General features: G+C 60.2%; 5 protein-coding genes and 1 pseudogene. 3 read left to right on the top strand and 3 right to left on the bottom strand.

Annotation, left to right across the window (positions count from 1 at the left end):
- Nucleotides 1–496 precede the first annotated feature (496 nt).
- Nucleotides 497–1,012, top strand: a complete 516-nt coding sequence (locus tag EOA24_RS31275) for a TIGR00645 family protein (protein ID WP_126081784.1) — start codon at nucleotides 497–499, stop codon at nucleotides 1,010–1,012.
- A 96-nt stretch (nucleotides 1,013–1,108) separates the two neighbouring features.
- Complete coding sequence (locus tag EOA24_RS41950) at nucleotides 1,109–1,270, top strand: hypothetical protein (protein ID WP_189343093.1); 162 nt, start codon at nucleotides 1,109–1,111, stop codon at nucleotides 1,268–1,270.
- A 196-nt stretch (nucleotides 1,271–1,466) separates the two neighbouring features.
- Here EOA24_RS41950 and EOA24_RS31270 read toward each other — a convergent pair whose 3' ends face one another.
- Complete coding sequence (locus EOA24_RS31270) at nucleotides 1,467–1,817, bottom strand: nuclear transport factor 2 family protein (protein WP_189343094.1); 351 nt, start codon at nucleotides 1,815–1,817, stop codon at nucleotides 1,467–1,469.
- Nucleotides 1,818–1,965: 148 nt separating this feature from the next.
- On the opposite strand from EOA24_RS31270, the gene EOA24_RS31265 reads away from it, so the two are divergent.
- A complete protein-coding gene (locus tag EOA24_RS31265) occupies nucleotides 1,966–2,904 on the top strand; it encodes a cupin domain-containing protein (RefSeq protein ID WP_210213622.1) in 939 nt (312 codons plus the stop codon).
- A 119-nt stretch (nucleotides 2,905–3,023) separates the two neighbouring features.
- Here EOA24_RS31265 and EOA24_RS31260 read toward each other — a convergent pair whose 3' ends face one another.
- Both EOA24_RS31260 and EOA24_RS43445 read right to left on the bottom strand, forming a co-directional pair.
- Nucleotides 3,024–3,338, bottom strand: coding sequence for a hypothetical protein (locus EOA24_RS31260; protein WP_189343095.1), 315 nt, complete (start codon nucleotides 3,336–3,338; stop codon nucleotides 3,024–3,026).
- Nucleotides 3,339–3,387: 49 nt separating this feature from the next.
- A pseudogene (locus EOA24_RS43445) lies at nucleotides 3,388–3,514 on the bottom strand (NmrA/HSCARG family protein); the annotation flags it as partial.

Genomic DNA, 3,514 nt, shown 5'->3' with positions numbered 1-3,514 from the left:
CGCCTGGGCCGAACCGTGAGAACCGCCGTGTCGCCATCCGCCGCATCACCTCGCTGGTGGCGCCGGTCGCGAGCAACAGCGAGCAGTAATGGATGCATGTCGCCCAAAGTGTGCAGCGGTTTTGGGGCAAACGACATGCATTAGACAAAGACATAGACCGCGTCGCGCTGAATTCGTTCAGCGCGACGCGGTTTAGCCTTTGATCTCAAGGTCTGATCGGATTTTTGGATTCAGAGCTTGAGATGAAGGCCCGTCCGCGTCGGACGGGCCTTTTCCTTTCCTGGCTCAAGAAGATTTGTCCTGTCGACTGGAGCTAACTCATTGAATTGCCGCATTGCGACACCCAGATTCCAGACAGGGCGTTCCCTGCCCTGTCCCGACTCCAGCGGGACACGACTGAGCCCCGCCGGTCCCCCTCTCCGGCGGGGTTTTTTGTCTTGAAAACCGGCCCTGTCTGGCCGAAATACCCTCTATCGCAATCTGACCGGAACCCTTCATGAAGCGTCTCGAACTCGCCATCGAATCCGTCATCCTCGCCTCGCGCTGGCTGCTGGTCGCCTTTTATCTCGGGCTCGGCGTCGCGCTCGCGATCTACGCGCTCTCCTTCGGCAAGAAGCTCTACGAGTTCGTGACGAGCGTCTTCACGCTCGGCGACACGGACACGATCCTGAAGATGCTCGGCCTGATCGACGCCGCGCTTGTCGCCTCACTGGTGGTGATGGTGATCATCTCGGGCTACGAGAATTTCGTCAGCCGCTTCGACGATCAGGACGGCGAGGTCCATTGGCTGGGCACGATCGATGTCGGCTCGCTGAAGGTCAAGGTCGCCTCGACCATCGTCGCGATCTCGTCGATCCATCTGCTGCAGATCTTCCTCAACCACTCTTCTTACACGGCGGAGCAACTGATGTGGCTGACCATCATGCATCTGGCCTTCGTGCTTTCGGCGCTGATGCTGGCCTATATCGACCGGGTGATGGCGCTGGCCAAAGGCAAGAAGATGGAAGAGTAGGCGCGAAGAGGCGCTCGGGCCCACAAGCGGCCAAGCGCAGATTCCGTTTTACCTCCGCGATAGCGTGCATTGCTCCGTAAACCGCGACACAGCTGCGTGTCGTTTTCGACAGGCGGATGGCGCGGCCCTCAGGCCGCGCTCGCGATCCCGGCCGCAAAGACCATGACCGTGGGCCGGCATTTCGCCGCTCTGGAGCAGCCGGACCTGCTCGCTGAAGAGGTGCGCGGGTTCTTCAGGCCCTGCGCGGCCGGCTCGTAGAGGCGAGGTCCGCGTAACTGCCGCTACCGCTCATCGTTCGAGGCGAAGACACGTCCGTCTCGCCTCGCGCAGAACTTCGGCCCTAAGCAGCGAGGAGCCGCCGGTTCAGCTGCATTTCTCGCCCGGAGCCGCCGTGTCATGGAAGCCAGCTGAGCTCGGCCTTGAGAGCGCGCGTTTGGCCGTGCGGAAGATGGTTTCAAAAAAAGCCGGCCATATAGCTGAAACGGTAATCTTTATCAGGGCGGACAAAATTGTAACCGGTTGCGACCTTAGTATCGTCGCTCTTGTACATAGACCATATGGCCAGCAATTCGCCGTGGTGAACAAAGACCTTGTCGGTCTTGAAGTACGTTCCCGGCATCTTCTTCTGGAAGTCCTCGATATGCGCGATGAGGCCGTTGCGCGTTTTGCCTTCTCCACCCGGGTTCGTGAACACGACGTCGTCGGAAACGCTCTGCTTGAGAAGGCGCTCGCGTTCGGCTGCGACGATTGGGCCGTAGGCGGCGAGATAGGCGTCCCACCGTCGTTCAAGACTATCGATAGCCATAATCAAATCCTCGGATATTTTCGTGTTTGCCCCAAGCATGGGAGTGAAACGCGCAATTGACCTTCAACGTGCTCAGGGAATATATGTCTACGGGGCCGTACGGTCGATAATCGAAAGCCCAAAACCGTTTACGTATCGTCCAATCCGCATGGATCCATTCCTCGATCTCATTGGCTTGCTTCGGCCGCGCGCAACATTATGGGGAGGTCTTGAAGCCTCAGGCCGATGGGCTCTGTCGTTTCGAAAGAGAGACGATCTTCTGTTTTGCTGGGTCGAGCAAGGCGAGTGTCAACTGGTCCGGTCCGCTCATTCACCCGTGCTATTGCAACGCGAGGATTTCGTCCTGATCCGGACTTCCGCGCCATTCACTCTCACGTCGGACCCGTCGATAGAGCCGGTGGACAGTGAAGCGGCGGTCGCTGCGACAAAGAATCCTCGTCTGCGGCTCGGTGAGGGCACGGACTCCCCCGTTACCTTGCATGCGGGCCGGTTCGGCTTCGATACGGCCAATGAGAATCTTTTGGCCGGTCTGATGCCATCCTTCGTCCATATACTGGCCGATGACACATCCTCGGGCCGCGTGCGCTCGCTGTTGTCGATGAACGAGACAGAATCCAGATATCCTGGACCCGGCAGCGAATTTATCATCGCACGCTTGGTTGAATTGATCCTTGTGGAGATATTGCGGACAAAAGTGCCGCAAGTGGATGAAGAGCATGCAGGTCTGCTCGCCGGCCTTGCCGATCCGGTAACCTCGCGCGCGCTCTCTGCAATGCACAAAGACGTTGCCCACAACTGGACCGTTGCGGATCTAGCTCGGCTTTGCGGTGTTTCCCGTCATCATTTGCTACCAGATTCCGCAAGGTCGTGGGAACAGGTCCTATCGAATACCTGCTGCAGTGGAGGATGGCCGTGGCCAAGGATGAGCTGCGCCGCGGAACGCGGAGCGTTGGGGAGATCGCCCTGGCGATCGGCTTTCAATCGTCGAGCGCATTCAGCACGGCGTTCGCACGCGTTGTGGGATGTCCACCGAAATACTTCAGCTGCCTCCCTCCAGGGCAGCTTTGATCTCGTCGACACGCGGTAGGATGTAGCCGAAGCCACGCATCGTGCGATGAACGATCCCTCAAGCCTGTCGTGCGGATTTCCGCAGGAGCTGACGCGTGGGCCTGCACGTCAGCGACGTGACACGGCCGAGCGCCCTGGTCAGCCGTGCAAAGAGGCCGCGACGAGGCTCTGCATCGAGGTGGTAGGACGACCGATCAGCCGACCCAGCGCGCCACCGTCGTCGAACAGCGCCCCGCGCGAGGCCGCGACGTCGGCATCGGCCAGAAGTGCAGCGAGATCGGCTGGCAGGCCGGCACCCGTCAACAGATCCCTGTAGTCAGCCTCGGACAGATCGTTGTGGATGATCGTCTTGCCTGATTGCCGCGAAACCTCCATCGCAAGCTCGGCAAATGTGAAGGCATGGTCTGCGGCGAGCTCGTAGGTCCTCCCCACCTGATCGCTGGCCGTGAGCACCGCGGCTGCGGCCTCGGCATAGTCCCGCCGCGCGCGGATGGCGCGGCCCTCAGGCCGCGCTCGCGATCCCGGCCGCAAAGTCGCGATAGGTGTGCAGGGGGCGGCCCAAAATACTGACCAGCCGTACAACGTCATCGGCCTCCGGGATCATGCCGTCGCAGACATAGCGTTCGGCC

This window comes from Mesorhizobium sp. M2A.F.Ca.ET.039.01.1.1 (genome assembly GCF_003998035.1).
Classification (GTDB): domain Bacteria; phylum Pseudomonadota; class Alphaproteobacteria; order Rhizobiales; family Rhizobiaceae; genus Mesorhizobium.
The sequence above is the reverse complement of the archived record's forward strand: the minus strand, read 5'-3'. Positions and strand labels throughout refer to the sequence as shown.

Excerpts from the sequence above, each read along its gene's own strand:
- EOA24_RS31275 (WP_126081784.1), top strand. The coding sequence starts at position 497 with ATGAAGCGTCTCGAACTCGCCATCGAATCCGTCATCCTCGCCTCGCGC.
- EOA24_RS31270 (WP_189343094.1), bottom strand. The coding sequence starts at position 1,817 with ATGGCTATCGATAGTCTTGAACGACGGTGGGACGCCTATCTCGCCGCC.
- EOA24_RS31265 (WP_210213622.1), top strand. The coding sequence starts at position 1,966 with ATGGATCCATTCCTCGATCTCATTGGCTTGCTTCGGCCGCGCGCAACA.